The sequence below is a fragment of the Pseudomonas sp. R1-6 genome (genome assembly GCF_051132115.1).
Lineage (GTDB): Bacteria > Pseudomonadota > Gammaproteobacteria > Pseudomonadales > Pseudomonadaceae > Aquipseudomonas.
In genome coordinates, this window is the sequence record NZ_CP071662.1 from 5,131,170 (window position 1) to 5,152,652 (window position 21,483).

General features: G+C 61.9%; 15 protein-coding genes. All 15 read right to left on the reverse strand.

Translation table 11 applies throughout. The features are described 5' to 3' along the window. Positions 1-1,401: 1,401 nt before the first annotated feature. On the reverse strand, positions 1,402-3,972 hold the full coding sequence (mdoH, locus tag J3P81_RS23025) for a glucans biosynthesis glucosyltransferase MdoH (protein ID WP_420767018.1): 2,571 nt from the start codon (positions 3,970-3,972) through the stop codon (positions 1,402-1,404). Beyond that, positions 3,965-5,707, reverse strand: a complete 1,743-nt coding sequence (locus tag J3P81_RS23030; RefSeq protein ID WP_420767017.1) for a glucan biosynthesis protein — start codon at positions 5,705-5,707, stop codon at positions 3,965-3,967. The genes mdoH and J3P81_RS23030 overlap by 8 nt, the downstream gene beginning before the upstream one ends. A 350-nt stretch (positions 5,708-6,057) precedes the next feature. Next, positions 6,058-6,495 carry a D-aminoacyl-tRNA deacylase gene (gene dtd, locus J3P81_RS23035; protein ID WP_420767016.1) on the reverse strand — a complete coding sequence of 146 codons (438 nt, stop codon included), beginning with the start codon at positions 6,493-6,495 and terminating at the stop codon, positions 6,058-6,060. Then, a complete protein-coding gene (gene pip / locus J3P81_RS23040; protein WP_003196909.1) occupies positions 6,492-7,463 on the reverse strand; it encodes a prolyl aminopeptidase in 972 nt (323 codons plus the stop codon). Before pip ends, dtd begins: the two co-directional genes overlap by 4 nt. A 104-nt stretch (positions 7,464-7,567) precedes the next feature. Next, positions 7,568-8,455, reverse strand: coding sequence for an alpha/beta hydrolase (locus J3P81_RS23045; RefSeq protein WP_434564163.1), 888 nt, complete (start codon positions 8,453-8,455; stop codon positions 7,568-7,570). A 51-nt stretch (positions 8,456-8,506) separates the two neighbouring features. After that, positions 8,507-9,454 (reverse strand): choline ABC transporter substrate-binding protein, encoded by a 948-nt coding sequence (locus J3P81_RS23050; RefSeq protein ID WP_434561094.1) that lies wholly within the window; start codon positions 9,452-9,454, stop codon positions 8,507-8,509. Between the two features lie 294 nt (positions 9,455-9,748). Further along, entirely contained in the window at positions 9,749-10,552 is an 804-nt protein-coding gene (hutG, locus tag J3P81_RS23055) for an N-formylglutamate deformylase (RefSeq protein ID WP_434561096.1), read from the reverse strand. Positions 10,553-10,563: 11 nt separating this feature from the next. After that, entirely contained in the window at positions 10,564-11,766 is a 1,203-nt protein-coding gene (gene hutI, locus J3P81_RS23060; protein WP_434561098.1) for an imidazolonepropionase, read from the reverse strand. 125 nt (positions 11,767-11,891) lie between these two features. Further along, positions 11,892-13,424: a histidine ammonia-lyase gene (gene hutH / locus J3P81_RS23065; RefSeq protein ID WP_434561100.1), complete on the reverse strand. Its 1,533-nt coding sequence runs from the start codon at positions 13,422-13,424 to the stop codon at positions 11,892-11,894. A gap of 130 nt (positions 13,425-13,554) precedes the next feature. Further along, positions 13,555-15,078, reverse strand: coding sequence for a histidine ammonia-lyase (gene hutH / locus J3P81_RS23070; protein ID WP_434561102.1), 1,524 nt, complete (start codon positions 15,076-15,078; stop codon positions 13,555-13,557). Between the two features lie 210 nt (positions 15,079-15,288). After that, positions 15,289-16,119, reverse strand: a complete 831-nt coding sequence (locus J3P81_RS23075; protein WP_434561104.1) for a quaternary amine ABC transporter ATP-binding protein — start codon at positions 16,117-16,119, stop codon at positions 15,289-15,291. Next, positions 16,116-16,967 (reverse strand): ABC transporter permease, encoded by an 852-nt coding sequence (locus J3P81_RS23080; RefSeq protein WP_420767009.1) that lies wholly within the window; start codon positions 16,965-16,967, stop codon positions 16,116-16,118. Before J3P81_RS23080 ends, J3P81_RS23075 begins: the two co-directional genes overlap by 4 nt. Positions 16,968-17,038: 71 nt before the next feature. Beyond that, on the reverse strand, positions 17,039-18,007 hold the full coding sequence (locus J3P81_RS23085) for an ABC transporter substrate-binding protein (protein WP_434561106.1): 969 nt from the start codon (positions 18,005-18,007) through the stop codon (positions 17,039-17,041). Between the two features lie 70 nt (positions 18,008-18,077). Next, positions 18,078-19,544 (reverse strand): purine-cytosine permease family protein, encoded by a 1,467-nt coding sequence (locus J3P81_RS23090; protein ID WP_434561108.1) that lies wholly within the window; start codon positions 19,542-19,544, stop codon positions 18,078-18,080. A 145-nt stretch (positions 19,545-19,689) separates the two neighbouring features. Continuing rightward, positions 19,690-21,378 (reverse strand): urocanate hydratase, encoded by a 1,689-nt coding sequence (gene hutU, locus J3P81_RS23095; protein WP_434561110.1) that lies wholly within the window; start codon positions 21,376-21,378, stop codon positions 19,690-19,692. Between the last annotated feature and the right edge of the window lie 105 nt (positions 21,379-21,483).

Sequence of the window (21,483 nt, forward strand, 5' to 3'; positions counted from 1 at the left end):
GCTCGCGATAGCGGTGTCACGGCCGATAAAGATGTTGAACGTGCCGGCCTCATCGCGAGCAGGCTCGCTCCCACATTCAATCTTCAGCGCCGCAGCTCTCACGTACACCGCAAACCCACTGTAGGAGCGAGCCTGCTCGCGATAGCGGTGTCACGGCCGATAAAGATGTTGAACGTGCCGGCCTCATCGCGAGCAAGCTCGCTCCCACATTTGATCTTCAACGCCGCAGCTCTCACCTACACCGCAAATCCACTGTGGGAGCGAGCCTGCTCGCGATAGCGGTGTCACGGCCAGTGAAGATGTCGAACGTGCCGGCCTCATCGCGAGCAAGCTCGCTCCCACATTTGATCTTCAGCGCCGCAGCTCTCACGTACACCGCAAATCCATTGTGGGAGCGAGCCTGCTCGCGATAGCGGTGTCACGGCCAGTGGAGATGTTGAATATGCCGGCCTCATCGCGAGCAGGCTCGCTCCCACATTTGATCTTCAGCGCCGCAGCTCTCACGTACACCGCAAACCCATTGTGGGAGCGAGCCTGCTCGCGATAGCGGTGTCACGGCCAGTGAAGATGTCGAACGTGCCGGCCTCATCGCGAGCAAGCTCGCTCCCACATTTGATCTTCAGCGCCGCAGCTCTCACGTACACCGCAAATCCATTGTGGGAGCGAGCCTGCTCGCGATGGCGGGGTCACGGCCAGTGGAGATGTTGAATATGCCGGCCTCATCGCGAGCAGGCTCGCTCCCACATTTGATCTTCAGCGCCGCAGCTCTCACCTACACCGCAAACCCATTGTGGGAGCGAGCCTGCTCGCGATGGCGGTGTCACGGCTAGTAGAGATGTCGAACGTGCCGGCCTCATCGCGAGCAGGCTCGCTCCCACATTTGATCTTCAACGCCGCAGCTCTCACCTACACCGCAAATCCGGAGCGAGCCTGCTCGCGATAGCGGTGTCACGGCCAGTGGAGATGTCGAACGTGCCGGCCCCATCGCGAGCAAGCTCGCTCCCACATTCAATCTTCAGCGCCGCAGCTCTCACGTACACCGCAAACCCATTGTGGGAGCGAGCCTGCTCGCGATAGCGGTGTCACGGCCAGTGGAGATGTTGAACGTGCCGGCCTCATCGCGAGCAGGCTCGCTCCCACATTTGATCTTCAGCGCCGCAGCAGCCGTGTACACCACAAACCCATTGTGGGAGCGAGCCTGCTCGCGATAGCGGTGTCACGGCCAGTGAAGATGTCGAACGTGCCGACCTCATCGCGAGCAGGCTCGCTCCCACATTTGATCTTCAACGCCGCAGCAGTCATGTACACAGCAAGGCAATTGTGGGGGCGGGCTGCTGGAAAAACTGAGTTTGCGCCCAACAAAAAGCCCCGCTTCCTTTCAGAAGCGGGGCTTTTTGTTTATCAGGCCAACTGAGGCTGTACGCTAACCGGCTGAAGCGGCAGCAACGGTGCATGCGGATCGGCCTTGACCGACTCACGCCATGCCGCCAGCCATTCGGGATGCGCCTCGTTCCAGACCTGCTCATGCAGGCGGGACAAGGCCACCGGGTCGCTCAGCAGCGCCAGTCGCTCGGCATTGCTGAGACCGGCCGGGCCAGCCTTCAGTGCGTGACGGACGCGTTCGACCCGTAGCCATTCAATCGGTTCGGCCTGGCCGTGACGGGAAGTCGCCAATGCACACGCCAAGGCATTCTGTTGCGGATCGACCACCGCCCGGATGAAGCCGTCGTTCAGCGCGTGCCAACGGTTTTCGTGGGTGTACTGGTCAGTCGACAGCAGCTCCTGAGGCGGTGCGTATTCCTCGGGGATCAGGAACAGGCTTTCATCACGGGACTTCAAGCCCAGGCCCACGCGACTGGAAATCACCGAGACCGGGATCGACAACATCAGCGAGCCGACGATCGGCACGAGCCACCACAGGAAGCTTGGGTTCAGCCAGATCACCAGCAGTGCCCAGAAGAAGCCCAGCAAGGTCTGCGGGCCGTGGCGCTTGATGGCTTCGCTCCATGGCGTGGAGTCGTCGTCACGCTTGGGCGAGTTCCAGGTCGCGGCCCAGCCCAGGAAAGCGGCAAGGACGAAGCGGGTATGAAAGATCATGCGCACCGGCGCCAGCAACATGGAGAACAGCATCTCCAGCAGCATCGACATCGTGACCTTGAACTTGCCACCGAACTCTTTCGCGCCTTTTGCCCAGATCAGCACGATACTCAAGAGCTTGGGCAGGAACAGCAGCACGATGGTGGTCGAGAACAGGGCGATGGCCTTCTCCGGGTGCCATTGCGGCCAGAGCGGATATAGCTGGCGCGGCTCCAGGAAGTATTGCGGCTCCATCAGCGTGTTCACGGCCAATAGCGCGGTGGACAGCACCAGGAAGAAAAACCACAGCGGCGCCGACAGGTAGGACATCACGCCCGTCAGGAATACCGCGCGGTGCACCGGGTGCATGCCCTTGACCAGGAACAGCCGGAAGTTCATCAGGTTGCCGTGGCACCAGCGACGGTCACGCTTGAGTTCGTCCAGCAGGTTCGGCGGCAACTCCTCGTAGCTGCCTGGCAAGTCATAGGCAATCCACACGCCCCAACCGGCGCGGCGCATCAGCGCCGCTTCAACGAAGTCGTGGGAAAGGATCGCACCCGAGAACGCCCCTTTACCCGGCAACGGCGCCAGGGCGCAGTGGTCGATGAACGGCTTCATGCGGATGATGGCGTTGTGGCCCCAATAGTGCGACTCACCCAACTGCCAGAAGTGCAGGCCGGCGGTGAACAGTGGACCATAGACGCGGGTGGCGAACTGCTGCATGCGTGCATACAGCGTGTCCATGCCCGAGGCTTTTGGCGCGGTCTGGATGATGCCGGCGTCCGGCGTGGCTTCCATCAGACGCACCAGGCTGGTCAGGCATTCGCCGCTCATCACGGAGTCTGCATCGAGCACGACCATGTACTTGTAGTCACTGCCCCAACGACGGCAGAAGTCGTCGAGGTTGCCGCTCTTGCGCTTCACGCGGCGACGGCGACGGCGATAGAAGATCTTGCCGAAGCCGCCGGCTTCCCGGCAGACATCCAGCCAGGCTTGCTGTTCGGCGACGCAGATATCGGTCTCGTTACTGTCGCTGAGCACGAAGAAGTCGAAGCGATCCAGGTCACCGGTGGCCGCGACGGATTCGAAGGTGGCGCGCAGCCCGGCGAATACCCGTGGCACGTCCTCGTTACAGATCGGCATCACCAGCGCGGTGCGAGCGTCTTTCGGAATCGGCTCGTTGCCGGCGCTGGCACCGGAGATACGGTACTTGTCATGACCGGTGAGCAGTTCGAGAAAGCCCATCAGCGCTGTCCAGAAACCGGCCGACACCCAGCAGAACAGGATCCCGAACATGATCAGGATGCTGGTTTGCAGCGCATACGGCAGCACTTGCGTGGCCGTTTGCAACAACGGCTGGTGCAGCACTTCGTCCAGGTCCACCAGCGACCAGCCCTGGTACGGCATGATGCCTTTCATGTACCAGCCGGCGACGATGGTCTGGCCGAGCATCAGTATCAGCAGGATATAACGACGGATCGACCCCACGGTGCGCCAGCGAGCGTGCGGCAAAACGCGCTCGTCCTTGGGCGGCTTCGGCGGGTTGGTGCGACCGGTCAGGCGGCGCCATGCACGCACCAGGATATTGGTACGCCATGGCTCCGGCACGACCTTGGTCCGGCGAATCGGCGGCGTTGCTTTCAAGCACACCCGACCACTGGAATCGAGCGCCAGCATTTCGGCGTCTTCGAGTTCCTCGGCGGTGCTCAGCGTCAGGCGACGGCCTACCGAGGCTTGGGCCGCCTCGGTGGGTGCATCGAATGTCGGCGAAGCCAGGCGTTCATGCAATTCGCTGAAGGACTTGCAGCCCGCCAGCTCGGCGCGCTGCTCGTCGGTCATCGGCAAATGGGCCAGATACTCGCGAAGAGATTCTGGTTGTACGGGAGTATTACTCATCGGCAGGCAACTGATAGCTCCAGGTCTCGGTCAGGACTTGCTCAGTCTGTTCCGGTTCCTGCGGGGTTGGGGTCGGCTCGGCGGCGGCGGTGGACGCCTTGACGGCCTTGGCTTCTTTTTGCTCGTTGGCTTGCTCGTTGGTTTTTTCTTTCTCGCTCTGCTGCTTGGCAACCTTGTCGGCCTTGGCCAAGGTGGTCACGGAATGCGAGGCGGCCGGCAGTTCGACCGGCACAAGCGGCCGGACCAGGGCGGCACGCATTTCGGTGGCCTTGCTCGGGTCCTTGATCTTCAGGCGCAGCGTCAAGCGCCAGCCCTTGGTTTCCGGGTTGTAGCGCACGCTGTTTTCAACGATCTCGGCGTTGTCGCCGACGCTCACCTGGCTACGCACCTCTGCGTTTTCCGGCAGGGCTTGCAGGGACGGGCCTTCAAAATCGACCAGGTAGGCCACGCTGCCATCCGGCTGGCGGATCAGGTTGGACTGTTTGACGTCGCCGGTGGAACGCAGGGTCTGCTTGACCCAGGCGCTGTCTGGCGAGTGCAGGCTGGCTTCATCGAGGGTCCAGTGCAGGCGATAGGCGAAGTCCAGAGGCTGGCCTGGCTCAGGCAGCTTTTCCGGGCTCCAGAACGCAACGATGTTGTCGTTGGTTTCATCGGCAGTCGGGATCTCGACCAGGTTCACGGTGCCCTTGCCCCAATCGCCTTTCGGCTCGATCCAGGCGCTTGGACGCTTGTCGTAACGGTCGTCCAGGTCCTCGTAGTGGCTGAAGTCACGGCCACGTTGCAGCAAGCCGAAACCACGCGGGTTTTCCACCGAGAAGCTGCTCACGGCCAGGTGTTTCGGGTTGTTCAAGGCACGCCAGATCCACTCGCCGTTGCCGGCATGAATGGACAGGCCGCTGGAGTCGTGGAGCTCGCGACGGTAGTTCAGCACTTTGGACGGCTGGTTGGCGCCGAACAGGAACATGCTGGTCAACGGGGCGATGCCCAGCTTGTTGACGCGATCACGCAGGAATACGCGCGATTTCACGTCGACCACGGTGTCGGTGCCTGGACGCAGCGTCAGGCGATAGGCGCCGGTAGCCCGTGGCGAATCCAGCAAGGCGAAGATCACCAGATGCTTGTCGGTCGGTTTCGGGCGCTGGATCCAGAATTCGCGAAAGCGTGGGAACTCTTCACCCGACGGCAGTGCGGTGTCGATGGCCATGCCACGCGCGGATAAGCCGTAAACCTGGCCTTTGCCGATGACGCGGAAGTAGCTCGCGCCCAGCATGGTCATGATCTCGTCTTGCTTGTCGGCCTTGTTGATCGGGTACAGCACACGGAATCCCGCGTAGCCCAGCTGTTCGGTCGCCTTGGGATCGAACTTGACGTCACCGAAATCGAAGCGCGCCGGGTCATATTTGATCTCATCGACGGTGGTCGCGGTGATCTCATTGATTTTCACCGGCGTGTCGAAGTGCATGCCCTGGTGATAGAACGACAGCCGGAACGGCGTCTTCTGGTCGGCCCATTCAGCTTTTTCAGTGCGGAAACGAATTTTCTGATAATCGGCGAACTTCATTTCGCGGAATTCATTCGGCAAATTGCTGCGCGGGGCTTCGAACTTCTGCCCGGCCAGTTCTTGTGCCTTCGCCGATACATCATCCAGGCTGAATGCCCACAGTTGGCCGGCGCCAAACAGGCACAACAGGGCCGAGCCCGCTACCAGAGCGTTTCTAAACCGTTTGGCAGTCATTTTTGGTGCATTACAGGGACTAACAATCACGAGCAACCCTCGCCGAAAACTGATCAAAAAACCAACGGCCAGATAAAGTATCTACACGGTAACGGCGCTGAAAAACCGTTCCTGCGGACCACTCTTGCCAAGTTGGCGAGCATTGTTCCGACTCCGACGGGGCAAAATGATTCCCCAAACGGTTCAGGACAAGTCTCTACCTAAGTCAAATGGACCAGCGAACGCTGGTCCCCCGTAGCGCGCGATTATCTAGTAGGCCGCGTGACAACGCATCAGGGCTAGCAAAGTATTTATCGAGAAAACATCCTGTTTTGCCTCGAAACCGGACCGAAAAGATGTTTCAAACGCTTTCAGGCCTGTAACAGAAAGGTTACCGGGCCATCATTGACCAGATGCACTTGCATGTCGGCGCCGAATCTACCTGATGCCACGGTGCCATGCACCTGTTTCGCCTGGCTGAGCAAATAGTCGAACAACTCTTCACCGAGAGCGGGAGGCGCGGCGGTCGAAAAACTCGGGCGCAAGCCGCTCCTGGTGTCCGCCGCCAGGGTGAATTGCGACACCAACAGCAAACCGCCCTGCACATCCACCAGGGACAGGTTCATCTTCCCGTCGGCGTCGCTGAACACCCGGTAGTTAAGCAGCTTATGCAGGAGTTTGTCGGCGTGGGCAGGGGTATCCCCGGGCTCGACAGCCACCAGCACCAGCAAACCATGGTCCACCGCACCGACAATTTCCCCCGCGACTTCTACCCGGGCGCCGCGAACCCGTTGCAGCAACCCTTTCATGCTTCTTCGGGCGGCAGATCAAGCAGGCGTCGGGCCATTTGCGCGGCCGCGCGCACCAGCGCATCGGTGATCCCTGGCTCCGAGGCTGCATGGCCGGCGTCGCGAATCACCTGCAACTCGCTGTTGGGCCAGTTCTGGTGCAGCTCCCAGGCGTTGTCCAGTGGGCAGATCACATCGTAGCGGCCATGCACGATGACGCCGGGCAAATGGGCGATCTTGCCCATGTCGCGAATCAACTGGTTGGGTTCAAGAAATGCATTGTTGGTGAAGTAGTGGCATTCGATCCGGGCAATCGACAGCGCGCGCTGTGGCTCGGAGAAGCGGTCGACCACCAGCGGGTTCGGGCGCAGGGTCGCGGTACGGCCCTCCCACGTCGACCAGGCCTTGGCCGCGTGCATCTGGGCGATCTGGTCGTTACCGGTCAGGCGCTTGTGAAAGGCGCTGAGCAGGTCGTCGCGCTCATCCAGTGGGATCGGCGCGATGTAGTCCTGCCAGTAATCCGGAAACAGGCGGCTGGCGCCGGCCTGGTAGAACCACTCGATTTCCTGGGGACGGCAGAGAAAGATCCCACGCAAGATCAAGCCATGCACCCGCTCCGGATGGGTCTGGGCGTAGGCCAGGGCCAACGTTGACCCCCAGGAGCCGCCGAACAGCACCCACTTCTCGATGCCCAGGTGTTTGCGGATGCGCTCCAGGTCCTCGACCAGATCCCAGGTGGTGTTGTTTTCCAGGCTGGCGTGAGGCGTGGAACGACCACAACCGCGCTGGTCGAACGTGACGATGCGATACAGGTTCGGATCGAAGTAGCGGCGGCTTTGCGCATCGCAACCGGCCCCCGGGCCACCATGAATGAACACCACCGGCAGGCCTTCTGGCGAGCCGCTTTCATCGACGTAGAGCGTGTGGGTGTCATCGACAGCCAGATCGTGCCGGGCATGGGGTTTGATCTGCGGGTACAAAGTCTGCATTGCGCGCTCCGTAAGGGGTCGAGTCATCCCTGTGGGGACTTCTATTTAGTCTGCCGTCCGGCATCATAAACCCGAATCACCTCAATGAGCATGCCCCCGCACAGTCAAAGCGTGTCAGCCAGGTATGCCAGCAGTGTGCGATACATCTGATCGACCTCTGGCACCAGGCCACGTGCGCGCAGGCAACCGTGGACCAGCCCTTCCCCCCGATACAAGACCGACACGCCCCCTGCGACATTCAATCGCTCGTGATAAAGAACGCCGTCATCACGCAGGGGGTCCCATTGCGCGACGGCGACAAAGGCAGGCGCCAAACCGCTCAGATCGTCGGCAAGCAACGGGGCGGCGTAGGGCGTGGGGGCGGCACCGTGCAGGTACATGGCGTCGTAGCGTTGCAGGTCGCTGCTGCTCAAGAGAGGTGCGTCGAAACACTCCTGGCGCGACGGCAAATGCGCGGGGCCGCCTAGCGCCGGGTAAATCAGCACTTGGGTTCGCGGCTGAGGCTGGCCTGCATCACGCAGGGCCAGGCACAACGCGGCGGCGAGATTGCCTCCAGCGCTGTCGCCAGCCAGCGCTTTGCGTCGTGGATCAATGGCGAATGGGACGTCTGCCAAGTGATGCCACACCGCGAGGCAGTCTTCGAAACCGGCCGGATAGGGATGCTCCGGGGCGAGCCGGTAGTCCACCGCCACGACCAGCACACCAAGGCTTTCAGCCAGCTCCATGCAAATGAAGTCATGGGAATCCAGGTCCCCTACCACCCAACCACCACCGTGCAGGTAAAGGATGCACGGCCAGCCGGCCAATGGTGGCGCGACGCGCGCGTGATAGGCGCGGATGGCCACGCCAGCCAATTGCAGGTCCTCGACCGCAAGCGTTGACGGGCGCGACGGGGTGAACGCCCGACACATCTGGCTGTAGGCCTCGCGCGAGCCGGCGAGGCTGTCGTCCGGGCTCGTGAAGCTCAGGGTCTTGTCGATGAAGGCAGTCATTGCCTGGGAAAGTGGGTAGGCCACGGGGTTCTCAATGTCCAGGAGCTTGCATCAGTTCTTGAGACTCGCCTGCACCGCTGCAATTCCATCCGTGCCGTCGAAGCTGGTCACGCCGGCCAGCCAACGCTGCAGATCCTCGGGGTGCTCGCGCAGCCATTGCCTTGCGACGTCCTGGGGAGTCTTGCGCTCCATGATCGGCACCATCAGCTGACTTTCCTGGGCAGCGGTAAACGTCAGGTTTTCCAGCAGCCGCTGGACGTTGGGGCAACGCTGGGCGTAGTCCGGCGCGGTCACGGTGGAGACAGTCGCGGCACCTTCGTTCGGGCCATACACGTCTTCGCTGCCCGTCAGGTAGGCGATGTTCATGTTGATGTTCATCGGGTGCGGGGTCCAGCCAACGAAGACCACGAACTCCTTGCGATTCACCGCCCGTTGCACCGCCGCCAACATCCCCGCCTCGCCGGATTCGATCAGTTTGAAATCCTTGAGGCCAAAGTGATTGGTCTCGATCATGGTCTTGATGGTGGTGTTGGCGCCACTGCCCGGCTCGATGCCGTAAATCTTGCCGCCGAGCTCATCCTTGAACCGGGCGATATCGGCAAAGCTCTTGAGCCCTGCCGCCGCCACGTAATCGGGCACGGCGAGCGTGGCCTGGGCGTCGGCCAGGCTAGGTTTGTCCAAGACCTTCACTTGGTTGGCCGCCAGGAACGGGGCGATGTTCTTGTCCATCGCCGGTTTCCAATAGCCCAGGAAGATATCGAGTCGCTTGTCGCGGATGCCGGCGAAGATGATCTGTTGCACGGCGCTGGTCTGCTTGCTTTCGTAGCCAAGGCCGGTGAGCAACACATCGGCCATGCCGCTGGTGGCGATCACGTCGGTCCAATTGACCACGCCCATGCGCACGATCTGGCAAGACGCAGGCTCGGCGGCCATCGCGCCGGAGCTTAGTAGAACGGTACCGCAGAGGAACGATAGACAGCGTTTGGACAGTCTTTTCATCGCGTGGGTCTCGTGCGGCAGTGGATTGTTGTAGGTCGGCGTCTAGATGCACCGTGCCTGGAACATTACGCAGCGTCGAGGGGGCGAAGGTGAACTGTGGCGACTTGGTTTTGCACGGTGGCGACAGTCCCCATTCCAGGGAGTCAGCGCCCATAAACCTGTGGCGAGGGGATTTATCCCCGCTGGACTGCGTAGCAGTCCCAAAATTCTAAATCCGTGTGGATCATCTATTTTTGGGGCCGCTTCGCGACCCAGCGGGGATAAATCCCCTCGCCACAGGTATTGGGTAGGTCTTTATTTCTTGTAGGCCTGCCGCCCCCACGCCAGGAAACCTTCGAGCAATTCCCTGAGCACCACCTGGGTCGGCGCCGCCAGGTCGGGCCGATAGTTGAACGGTTCGAACTCTTCCATGTAGGTGCTCTGGCATAGCTCCAGTTGCACCGCATGGATGTCCTGGGCCGGGTTGCCGTAGTGACGGGTGATGTGCCCGCCCTTGAAACGCCCGTTCAGCACGTGGGTGAACTGATCATGGCGGGCGCAAATGCCTTCGAGTTCGCTCGCCAGCGTCGGTTTGCAACTGGCGCCGTTGAAGGTGCCCAGGTTGAAATCCGGCAGCTTGCCGTCGAACAGGTGCGGGATCACCGAGCGGATCGAGTGGGCATCGAACAGCAAGGCATAGCCGAACTCGGTCTTGAGCCGCGCCAGTTCTTGCTGCAGCGCTTGGTGATAGGGCATCCAGACCTGTTGCAGGTACGTCGCCCGCTCTTCGGCGGATGGCTCCAGACCTTCACGAAACAACGGCACGCCATCGAACAGCGTCGCCGGGTACAAGCCGGTGGTGGCACCGACGTACATCGGTTTGTCATCGGAGGGCCGGTTCAGGTCAACGACGAACCGTGAGTATTCGGCGGCCAGGGTGCTGGCGCCAAGCTCATCGGCAAACTCATAGAGCCGCGGAATGTGCCAATCGGTGTCCGGCAGGCTTTGGGCTTGCGGGATCAATCCGGCCTGTACCGCCGGGGTCAGGCGCAGGCCGGCATGAGGCATGCTGATCAACAGCGGCACGCGCCCTTGCTTGAAATTCAGGACCTTCTCCACAACCGTTCTCCTCAATCGATTTCCACGCCGTGACGCACGACGCGTTTTTCCAGCTCGCCACCGAGCCAATAGGACAGGTCAGCGGGGCGATCAATGTCCCAGGCGACAAAGTCCGCTACCTTGCCCGCTTCCAGCGAACCATGGGTCCCGGCCATGCCCAAGGCTTGAGCCGCGTGGATCGTCGCCCCAGCCAGGGCTTCTTCCGGGGTCATACGCAAACAGGTGCACGCCATGTTCAACATCAAGCGCAACGACAATGCCGGCGAGGTGCCGGGGTTGAGGTCGCTGGCCACGGCGATTTTCACGCCGTGCTTGCGCAGGGCATCCATGGGCGGCAGCTGGGTTTCACGCAGGAAATAAAACGCCCCTGGCAACAACACCGCCACGGTGCCGGACGCGGCCATGGCCTTGGCGTCGTCCTCGGTCATGAACTCCAGGTGATCGGCCGACAGCGCCTGGTAGCGCGCCGCCAGGCTGGAGCCATTGAGCGACGACAATTGTTCAGCGTGCAGCTTCACCGGCAGGCCCAATTGCTGCGCGGTGATAAACACCCGCTCGACCTGCGCCGGGGAAAAGGCCAGGTACTCGCAAAAAGCGTCAACGGCGTCCACCAGCCCTTCAGCCGCCAACGCGGGCAGCATTTCAGCGCAGATGTGCTCGATGTAGTCATCGGCGCGATCCTGGTATTCCGGCGGCAAGGCGTGGGCCGCCAGGCACGTGCTGCGCACACTGACCGGAAGCTCGGCACCGAGGCGGCGGATGACGCGCAGGATCTTGCGCTCGCTGGCCAGGTCCAGGCCGTAGCCGGACTTGATTTCCACCGTGGTCACGCCATCGCGCATCAGGCTCTTCAGGCGCCTGGCGGCGCTGGCGAACAGCTCGTCCTCACTGGCGGCGCGGGTGGCGCGCACGGTGCTGGCGATGCCACCACCGGCCGCCGCTATTTCGGTGTAGCTGACGCCTTGCAGGCGCTGTTCGAATTCACCGCTGCGGTTGCCGCCAAACACCGTGTGGGTGTGGCAGTCGATCAGCCCCGGCGTGACCCAGGCGCCCTTGAGGTCGTTGACCGCCGGATAGTCGCCCATCGGCAGTTCGGCACGGGGGCCGATCCATTGAATGTGCTCGCCCTGGGTGACGATGGCGGCGTCTTCTATGATCGAGTAGACGCCCTGGGCCATGGTGGCGGCGTGGCAGTTTTGCCAGAGGGTTTTCATCCCGGTTTCCTCGTCGCGTTCAAAATCGAATCGCGAGCAGGCTCGCTCCAACAAGGGTCAGGGTGTACCCAAATGAATGTTCAACCCCTACCCCTGTGGGAGCGAGCTTGCTCGCGATGAGGCCCTTACAGACTCGGCAAAAACTGCGCCGTGACCAGCTCGTTCAGGCAGCGACTCGCCAACAATTCACTCGCTGCATTGATATCCGGGGCAAAGAATCGGTCCTTCTCATAGAACGGCACTTCTGCACGCAACAGACCCCGGGCCTGTTCCAGCTTGGCGGAGGTCTTCAAACCGCCGCGCAGGTCCAGCCCTTGGCACGCCGCCAGCCATTCCACCGCCAGGATCCCGCGGGTGTTCTCGGCCATTTCCCACAGGCGCTTGCCAGCGGCCGGGGCCATGGAGACGTGGTCTTCCTGGTTGGCCGAGGTCGGCAGGCTATCCACCGAATGAGGATGGGACAGCGCTTTGTTTTCACTCGCCAGCGCCGCCGCTGTCACCTGGGCAATCATGAACCCGGAGTTCACACCGCCATTGGCCACCAAAAACGGCGGCAGCTGCGACATGTGCTTGTCCATCATCAGCGAAATGCGTCGCTCGCTCAGGGAGCCAATTTCGGCAATCGCCAGGGCCATGTTGTCCGCCGCCATCGCCACCGGTTCGGCGTGGAAGTTGCCACCGGAAATCACATCGCCCTCGGCGGCGAACACCAGCGGGTTATCCGACACGGCGTTGGCCTCGATCACCAGCACCTCGGCAGCCTGGCGGAACTGGGTCAGGCAGGCGCCCATCACTTGCGGTTGGCAACGCAGGGAGTACGGGTCCTGGACCTTGTCACAGTTCTGGTGCGAATCGGAAACTTCGCTGCGCTCGCCCAGCAGGTCTCGATAGGCCGCGGCGGCATCGATCTGGCCTTTCTGGCCGCGAGCCGCATGGATGCGCGCATCGAATGGCGAACGCGAACCGAGCACCGCTTCGACAGTGAGGCTACCCAGGGCCAGGGCGCCAGCGAACAGGTCTTCGCCTTCGAAAAGGCCGCGCAAGGCAAACGCGGTGGAGACCTGGGTGCCGTTGAGCAGCGCCAAGCCTTCCTTCGCGGCCAGGGTCAGCGGCGCGAGGCCAGCAACTTTCAAGGCGTCGACGGCCGGCAGCCATTCGCCCTTGTAGCGGGCCTTGCCTTCGCCCAGCAGCACCAGGGACATGTGGGCCAGCGGTGCCAGGTCACCGGATGCGCCCACCGAACCTTTCAACGGAATGTGTGGATAAACCTCGGCGTTGATCAGCGCGATCAGCGCATCGATCACCTGCCGACGAATGCCCGAGAAACCTCGGCTCAGGCTGTTGACCTTGAGCACCATGACCAACCGCACCAGCGCATCGCTGATCGGCTCGCCCACACCGGCGGCATGGGACAGCACCAGGGAACGCTGCAGGTTTTCCAGGTCCTCGCTTGCGATGCGAGTCGAGGCCAGCAGGCCGAAACCGGTGTTGATGCCATAGGCGGTGCGGTTCTCGGCAAGAATCTGTTCCACGCACGCAACGCTGGCTTCGATCTGCGCCGACGCACTGGCATCAAGGCTCAGGGTGACCGGTTGCTGGTAGATGTCGCGCAATTGAGCCAGGCTCAATTGGCCGGGAATCAGGTTTAAGGCAGTCATTTATTGCTCCTTTTGAGAGTTTTGTTTTTTCATTCGCCAGTCGCTCCGGAATGCTCCGTTATCCGTCACCTTCGCTTTTTGGGCGATGCCTAGGGGCTATAGGTGCCTTGGCACGCTGGCGCTTTTTTGATCAATTCAAATTCGGTAATACGTTTTTCAGGAGGTGCGGGTCGCTGAGCAGCCCGGCGGCACTGGCGATGTCCGGCGCCAGCCAGCGGTCCTGGTCGTAGGCCGGAACGCGCTCGCGCAGCAGTTTCCAGGCGATGTCGGTGCCGGCGCCGAAGCGCTGCGCCTTGAGAAACTCGAAGGCCTGGGCCGCCAGCAGGTACTCGATGGCGAGGATCTGCGTGCAGTTTTCCAGCGCCCGGTGCAGCTTCAAGGCCGCGTTGGTGCCCATGCTCAAATGGTCTTCCTGCAACCCGGAGGTGACGAAATTGTCCAGCACCGCCGGTTGCGCCAGTTGCTTGTTCTCCGCGCACAGCGACGCGGCAACGTATTGCACGATCATCATTCCCGAGTTCACGCCCGGGTTGGCAACCAAAAATGCCGGCAAGCCGCTGACGTGAGGATTGATCAGGCGGTCGAGGCGACGCTCGGCGATCGAACCGATCTCGGCCATGGCAATCGCCAGCAGGTCCGCCGCCAACGCCACCGACTGGCCGTGGGGATTGGCCTGGGACATGACCCGGAAACTCTCCGGCGTACCCAGCAGCATTGGGTTATCGGTGACGGCGTTGAGCTCGGTTTCGATCTGTTGCCGTGCATGCTCCAACTGATCGCGAGCGGCGCCGTGAACCTGGGGAATCGAGCGGATGCTCAAGGCATCCTGGGTGCGGATACCCAGGCTCGAAGCAATGACTTCGCTGCCATCGAGCAACGCGCGCAGATTCGCACCAACCTGTTGCATGCCCGGGTGTGGCTTGAGGGCGATGATCTCGGCATCGAACGCGGCAATCTGCCCGCGCTGGGCCTCGAAGCTCATGGCACCGATCACGTCGGCCCATTGCACCAGCCGCGTGGCATCGGCCAGGGCCAGGCAACTGAGCCCGGTCATGCACGGCGTGCCGTTGACCAGGCACAAACCGTCCTTCGCTCCCAACTGCACCGGCTGCAGGCCTTCTGCGGCCAAGGCCTGTTGCGCCGGAACGATCTGCCCGCGATAGCTGACTTGCCCAACGCCCAACAGCGCGATACCGATGTGGGCCATGTGGGTCAAGTAGCCCACTGAGCCCTGGGACGGCACTTGTGGCGTAATGCCGCGATTGAGCAACGCCAGTAATGCCTCGACCACCCGGCGATGGATACCGGACTTGCCTTGGCTGTAGTTGTGGATAGCGGCGCAGAGAATCGCCCGGGTCTGCTCGTCGGCGAGTGCCGGGCCGACGCCACAGGCGTGGCTGAGCAGGGTGTTGCGCGACAATTGGCTGAGCTGTTCGTCCTGGAGCGAGACATTGCACAAGGCGCCCAGGCCGGTGTTGACGCCATAGGCACGCTCGCCGCTTTCGACGATGCGCTGGACGATGGCCTGGGCATTGTCGATCCGCGCCCAGACCTGGGCCGACAGCTCGAGCGTAGCGCCGAAGCGGGCGACGGCGACCACGTCCTGCCAGCGCAGGGGGGCGCCGGTGATGATGATTTTTTCAGCCTGGGACATCTCAAACCTCATTCCAAATTCTCAGTGCGCTGTCTCTTGGGCTGAGGGCATCACTCCCGGGGCGAGGGAGCTTGCTCCCGCCCGGCCGGGCTGGCGCTCCAGCGCGTAGGGGCCGCCTCTTTTGGGTCTGCTACGCAGCCCAGCGGGAGCAAGCTCCCTCGCCACAACAGCCTTTCAGCCAAAAATAGCTGTCCGCCGGCCACATCAGCCTTACACCACCGCAGCCCGGCGCTGCACGAACCGATCGACATACTCATCCGCCGGCGAGTGCAGGATCTCTCTCGGCGTGCCGACCTGAATCAGCTTGCCGTCCTTGAGGATCGCAATGCGGTTGCCGATGCGCACGGCCTCGTCGAGGTCGTGGGTGATGAAAACGATGGTCTTGTGCAGGGTCTTTTGCAGCTCCAGCAACTGGTCCTGCATTTCCGCGCGGATCAGCGGGTCGAGGGCGCTGAAGGCTTCGTCCATGAGGATGATGTCGGTATCGGCCGCCAAGGCTCGGGCCAGGCCGACGCGCTGGCGCATGCCGCCGGAGAGCTGGTGCGGGTATTTGTTCTCGTAGCCTTTCAGGCCGACGGTGTTGATCCAGTGCAGCGCGCGCTCGGCGCACGCCTGCTTGCTTTCGCCGCGCACTTTCAAGCCATAGGCGACGTTGTCCAACACGCTCTTGTGGGGAAGCAGGCCGAAGCTCTGGAAGACCATGCTGATCTTGTGCCGACGAAATTCGCGCAGGGCGTCCATGTCCAGCTGCAGGATGTCCTCGCCGTCCACCAGGATGGCGCCGCTGGTTGGGTCGATCAGCCGGTTGAAATGGCGCACCAGGGTGGATTTTCCGGAGCCCGACAGGCCCATGATCACGAAGATCTCGCCGGTGCCGATGCTCAGCGACAGGTCGTTCACGCCGACCACGCAGCCGGTCTCGGCCAGCACCTGGTCCTTGGTCTTGTTCTGGCGGATCAGCGCCAGGGCTTCCTTGGAGCGGTTGCCGAAAATCTTGAAGACATTTTTGACTTCGATCTTGCTGATGACTTCGTTGCTCATTTGCTCACCTCGTGCCGCGGACGACCATAGGCCTGGGTAATGCGGTCGATGACCACGGCGAGAATCACGATGGCCAGCCCCGCTTCCAGGCCGCGCCCGACGTTGAGGGTCTGGATGCCCACCAGCACGTCTTCACCCAGGCCACGGGCGCCGATCATCGAGGCGATGACCACCATCGACAGGGCCATCATGGTGGTCTGGTTGATCCCGGCCATGATGCTCGGCAGGGCCAGGGGCAGCTGCACGCCGAACAGCTGTTGCCAGCGATTGGCGCCAAAGGCGTTGATGGCCTCCATGACTTCACCGTCCACCTGGCGGATGCCCAGGTCGGTGAGGCGAATCAACGGTGGCGCGGCATAGATCACCGTGGCGAAAATCGCCGGGACCTTGCCCAGGCCAAACAGCATCAACACTGGAATGAGGTACACGAAGCTGGGCATCGTCTGCATGATGTCCAGCAACGGCATCAGCACCGAACGAAGGCGGTTGCTGCGCGCCGAGAGAATGCCCAGCGGGATGCCGATCATCACCGAGATCAGCGTCGCCACCAGCATCAGCGCGAGGGTCTGCATCAGTTTGTCCCACAGGCCCACCGCACCCACCAGGAACAGCAGGCCGACGATCACCGCCGTGGCGACTACCTTGCGGGTGGCGTGCCAGGCAACACCGCCGACGATGGCCAGCATCAGCCACCAGGGTGCCATGCGCAGCAGGCCTTCAAGGCTGACGATGGCCCACAGCAACGTGTCGGAGATCTGCCGGAACACATCGCCATAGTTGGTCACCAGGGCGTCGACCCAACCGTTGACCCAGTCGGCGATGGAGAAGGTAAAGCTTTCGGGAAACATAAGAGACTCTCGATCAGGTGGATGCGGTGAACGTCCCGGCCCGCCCTCTGGCTGACCGGGAAATATTCGACCTACAGAGCCGCGTCGATTTTCTTGGCTGCGTCTTCGCTGACCCAGGCATGCCAGACTTCAGGATGTTCCTTCAGGAAGATCTTCGCCAGCTTCGGCGACTCGATCCGCTCTTTGGCCATGCGCCCGAGGTTCTGGTTCAGGATATCGATCGGCAGGTTGACCTTTTCCAGCACAGCCACCAGCTCCGGGGCTTCGTCGTGGAAGGTCTTGGACAGGCCGACCTTGATGCTCACGCTTTTATCCACGCCCAGTTTTTCTTCCAGTTTCACCAGGTCCACCTGGCCCATCAGCGGCGTCGGCGACCAGTAGTAGAACAGGATCGGCTCGCCACGCTTGTAGCTCGACAGCACCGCTGCATCCAGCGCAGGGCCGGTGCCCGGACGGAAGTTGGTATAAGTCTTTTCCAGGCCGTAGCTCTTCAGCATTTCGCTGTTGTCCAGCTCGCAGGTCCAGCCGGCCGGGCAGTTGTAGAAGCGACCCTTGGACGGTTCCTCAGGATCCTTGAACACGGCGGCGTACTGGCCCAGGTCGGCGATGTTCTTCAGGCCTGGCGCCTTGGCTTCCAGCTTGCGCTTGGCATCGCCTTCGATCACGTAGCGTGGCACGTACCAGCCTTCGATGGCCCCCACCACCGGCGCACCGACGCCCACCACCTTGCCGGCCTTCTCGGCCTTGTTCCACACTTCGCTGCGGCCGACCCACTCTTCGGCGAACACCTGGATGTCGTTGCTGCTCAGGGCGTTTTCCATGGTGATGGAGTTACCAGGCAGGCTATCGGTCTTGCAGCCGTAACCCTTGTCCAGCACCACTTGCATCACGTCGGTCAGCAGCATGCCGCTTTCCCAGTTCAGGCCGGCGAACTTCACCGGTTTGCCCGACTCGCACCAGCCTGCCGCTTGCGTGGCGCCGGCACTGGCCAGCAGGCCCATGGACAGCAATGTGGTCAGCAGGGTCTTGTTCGATTTCATTATGTGACGCTCCTAATCAGTTGGATTGGCTTACGGCAGTCAAGAGGCATCCAGCCCTGTCAACGTCCCATCAGACCGCTTGGATGCGGCCCGCCCTGCTCGGTTGTGCGTCAACCGCGTCCTGCTCGACCGGCAGGATCAATTGATCGGGTACGGCGCTGTGCCATTTTCTAGCGATGACGTAGTACAGCACCGCCGGAACCACCAAGCCGATGATCCACGAGATATCCACACCGCCCATGGCTTCCACCAGCGGACCGGTATAGAACTTGGTGGCGATGAACGGCAACTGGACCAGTACGCCGAAGACGTAGACGCTGATACCCAGTGCGTTCCAACGACCGTAGCGACCGTTCGGATCGGCGAGTGCCGGCACGTCATAGCGCTCACGGGTTATGCAGTAGTAGTCCACCAGGTTGATCGCGCTCCAAGGCGTAAAGAACGCCAGCAGGAACAGGATGAAGGACTTGAACGCACCGAGGAACGAGTGCTGGCCGAGCAGCGCGATCAGGGTCGCGGCGCCGACAATGAACAGCACGAACACCAGGCGTTGCACCCGCGTTACGTTCAGGTGACCACGGAAACCGCTGATGATGGTCGCAATGCACATGAAGCTGCCGTAGGAGTTCAGCGTGGAAATGGTGACCTTGCCGAACGCGATGCTGAAATACAGCAGCGCGGCGGTGGCGCCGGTGCCACCCAGGCCAACGATGTAGGCCACTTCGTGGCCGGCGAACTGCCCGTTGGCCGAGGCGGCGGCAAACACACCGAGGATCATCGCCACCTGCGCGCCGATGACTGAACCTGCGCCTGCGGCAAAGAAGGTTTTCACCGAGGACGTCTTGCTCGGCAGGTAACGCGAGTAGTCTGCGACGTAGGGGCCGAAGGCGATCTGCCAGGAGGCCGCGAGCGACACCGCAAGCAGGAAACTGCTCCAACTGAAGTGGCGGATCTGCAGGAGTGCGCCCACATCCGTATGGCTGATCAGGCGAGCGAACAGGTAAACGAAGGCGATCACACCGATGATGCTGGCGACACGGCCGATCCAGTGAATCACCCGATAACCAAGCACCGTGACCAACACGATGACACTGGCGAAAATGAGGATGCCGACACTGTCGCTGACGCCAAACAACTGGCCCAGCGCCTGGCCGGATAGCACGGTGCCCGTTGCGGTGAAACCCAGGTACATCAGGCACACCAGCAGGATCGGGATGGCCGCGCCATATACACCAAACTGCACCCGGCTGGAGATCATCTGCGGCAGCCCGAGCTTTGGCCCTTGGGCGGCGTGCAACGCCATGACACCACCGCCGAGCAACTGGCCGATCAGCAAACCGATCAACGACCAGAACACATCACCCCCCAACACCACCGCCAACGCACCGGTGACAATGGCGGTGATCTGCAGATTGGCCCCCATCCAGAGGGTGAACTGGCTAAACAGATGACCGTGTCTTTCCCCTTCCGGGATGTAGTCGATCGAGCGCTTCTCGATCAACGGCTTGCTGCTATCGCGTGTGCTGGTGACAGCCATGGTTCAACCTCTGTGGATTGTTCTGGTTCGAACGATGCTCTTATTTGTGGGAGCGAGCCTGCTCGCGATGAGGCCGACACATTCGATACATGCGTCGGCTGACAGGCCGCCATCGCGAGCAGGCTCGCTCCCACAGTTTTTGCACTTACTTGCCAGTGATCATCGGCAGGTTGAGCCCCTGCTCCTTCGCGCAATCGATCGCGATCTGGTAACCGGCGTCGGCGTGGCGCATCACGCCAGTGCCCGGGTCGTTGTGCAGTACGCGAGCAATCCGTTCGGCCGCTTCGTCGGTGCCATCGCAGACAATCACCATGCCCGAGTGCTGGGAGAAGCCCATGCCGACGCCGCCGCCGTGGTGCAGCGAAACCCAGGTCGCGCCGCTGGCGGTGTTGAGCAAGGCGTTGAGCAGCGGCCAGTCGGAAACGGCGTCGGAACCGTCCTGCATGGATTCGGTTTCGCGGTTCGGGCTGGCCACGGAACCGGAGTCCAGGTGGTCGCGGCCGATGACGATCGGCGCCGACAACTCGCCGCTGCGGACCATCTCGTTGAACGCCAGGCCCAACTTGGCGCGTTGGCCCAGGCCAACCCAGCAGATCCGCGCCGGCAAGCCTTGGAAGCTGATGCGCTCGCGAGCCATGTCCAACCAGTTGTGCAGGTGGGCGTCGTCGGGGATCAGTTCCTTGACCTTGGCGTCGGTCTTGTAGATGTCCTGCGGGTCACCGGACAACGCCGCCCAACGGAACGGGCCAATGCCGCGGCAGAACAGAGGACGGATGTAGGCCGGGACGAAACCCGGGAAGTCGAATGCGTTTTCCACGCCTTCTTCCTGGGCCATCTGACGGATGTTGTTGCCGTAGTCGAAGGTCGGCACGCCCATTTTCTGGAATTCGAGCATCGCTTTGACGTGGACGGCCATCGATTGCTTGGCGGCTTTTACCACGGCGGCGGGTTCAGTCTTGGCGCGGGCACGGTATTCGTCCCAGGTCCAGCCGGCAGGCAAGTAACCATTGAGTGGGTCGTGGGCGCTGGTCTGGTCTGTGACCATGTCCGGGCGCACACCACGACGGACCATTTCTGGCAGGATTTCAGCCGCGTTCCCACACAGTGCGATGGAAATCGCCTTGCCTTCGGCGGTGTATTTCTCGATGCGCGCCAGGGCGTCGTCCAGATCCTTGGCTTGTTCGTCGACGTAACCGGTTTTCAGGCGGAAATCGATACTCACCTGCTGGCACTCGATGTTCAGCGAGCACGCACCGGCCAAAGTCGCGGCCAACGGTTGCGCGCCGCCCATGCCGCCGAGGCCGGCGGTCAGGACCCAGCGGCCCTTGAGGTTGGAGTCATAATGCTGGCGGCCGGCCTCGACGAAGGTTTCATACGTGCCTTGTACGATGCCCTGGCTGCCAATGTAGATCCAGCTGCCGGCGGTCATCTGGCCGTACATGGCCAGGCCCTTGGCGTCGAGCTCGTTGAAGTGCTCCCAACTGGCCCAGTGCGGCACCAGGTTGGAATTGGCGATCAGTACGCGCGGGGCATTGCTGTGGGTCTTGAACACGCCCACCGGCTTGCCGGACTGCACCAGCAGGGTTTCATCGTCATTCAGATGGGTGAGGCTTTCGACGATCTTGTCATAGCACTCCCAGTTGCGCGCCGCGCGCCCGATGCCACCGTAGACCACCAGCTCCTTGGGGTTCTCGGCCACTTCCGGGTCGAGGTTGTTCATCAGCATGCGCAGCGGCGCTTCGGTCAGCCAGCTCTTGGCGGTCAGCGTGTTACCGCGAGGGGCACGGATTTCAACGTCACGGTATTTTTCAGGTTTGCGGGTAGCGTCGGTCACAGCAAAAACTCCTCAACGATCAATCCAGACCAGCCCGGGCAGTGGGCAGCGATTAAGCGAACGTAGCGTTGAATGCAGAGGACTCATACGCATACGTCTTTACTT

Coding starts and splice junctions, on each gene's coding strand:
- J3P81_RS23030 (WP_420767017.1), bottom strand. CDS start 5,707: ATGACTGCCAAACGGTTTAGAAACGCTCTGGTAGCGGGCTCGGCCCTG.
- J3P81_RS23045 (WP_434564163.1), bottom strand. CDS start 8,455: ATGACTGCCTTCATCGACAAGACCCTGAGCTTCACGAGCCCGGACGAC.
- hutH (WP_434561102.1), bottom strand. CDS start 15,078: ATGTCCCAGGCTGAAAAAATCATCATCACCGGCGCCCCCCTGCGCTGG.
- hutH (WP_434561100.1), bottom strand. CDS start 13,424: ATGACTGCCTTAAACCTGATTCCCGGCCAATTGAGCCTGGCTCAATTG.
- J3P81_RS23090 (WP_434561108.1), bottom strand. CDS start 19,544: ATGGCTGTCACCAGCACACGCGATAGCAGCAAGCCGTTGATCGAGAAG.
- J3P81_RS23080 (WP_420767009.1), bottom strand. CDS start 16,967: ATGTTTCCCGAAAGCTTTACCTTCTCCATCGCCGACTGGGTCAACGGT.
- dtd (WP_420767016.1), bottom strand. CDS start 6,495: ATGAAAGGGTTGCTGCAACGGGTTCGCGGCGCCCGGGTAGAAGTCGCG.
- mdoH (WP_420767018.1), bottom strand. CDS start 3,972: ATGAGTAATACTCCCGTACAACCAGAATCTCTTCGCGAGTATCTGGCC.
- J3P81_RS23050 (WP_434561094.1), bottom strand. CDS start 9,454: ATGAAAAGACTGTCCAAACGCTGTCTATCGTTCCTCTGCGGTACCGTT.
- hutI (WP_434561098.1), bottom strand. CDS start 11,766: ATGAAAACCCTCTGGCAAAACTGCCACGCCGCCACCATGGCCCAGGGC.
- J3P81_RS23085 (WP_434561106.1), bottom strand. CDS start 18,007: ATGAAATCGAACAAGACCCTGCTGACCACATTGCTGTCCATGGGCCTG.
- pip (WP_003196909.1), bottom strand. CDS start 7,463: ATGCAGACTTTGTACCCGCAGATCAAACCCCATGCCCGGCACGATCTG.
- J3P81_RS23075 (WP_434561104.1), bottom strand. CDS start 16,119: ATGAGCAACGAAGTCATCAGCAAGATCGAAGTCAAAAATGTCTTCAAG.